1 protein-coding gene is annotated in these 284 nt (G+C 58.5%); it reads left to right on the top strand.

Translation table 11 applies throughout. The features are described 5' to 3' along the window. The coding region (locus EN859_RS37465; RefSeq protein ID WP_135913765.1) for a helix-turn-helix domain-containing protein at positions 1 to 284 on the top strand (284 nt) is incomplete at both ends.

The following is a 284-nucleotide window of genomic DNA, read 5'->3' as shown; positions in this document are numbered from 1 at the left end:
GGCCTGACCTTCGTTGGTCTGAAAACCATGTCATCAAACGCGGTTATGGCCCCTCAACCGTGCGGCGGAGCTTCGGACGTCAATTCGGAATGACGTTCCTTGAAATGGCGCGTCAACGGCGGCTCCGCCTAGGATTCGAGACGCTGGCCGTTGGCGGGAAACTTGTTTCGGCTCAACACGAGGCCAGCTTTGAATCTACCAGCGCGTTTCGCGCCGCTTTCGCGCGTCTACTCGGCCAATCTCCATCGGAGTTGCAATCGGACAAGCTGCTACGGGCAACATGG

The sequence above is a fragment of the Mesorhizobium sp. M00.F.Ca.ET.216.01.1.1 genome, assembly GCF_004010325.2.
Classification (GTDB): Bacteria; Pseudomonadota; Alphaproteobacteria; order Rhizobiales; family Rhizobiaceae; genus Mesorhizobium.
The sequence above is the reverse complement of the archived record's forward strand: the minus strand, read 5'-3'. Positions and strand labels throughout refer to the sequence as shown.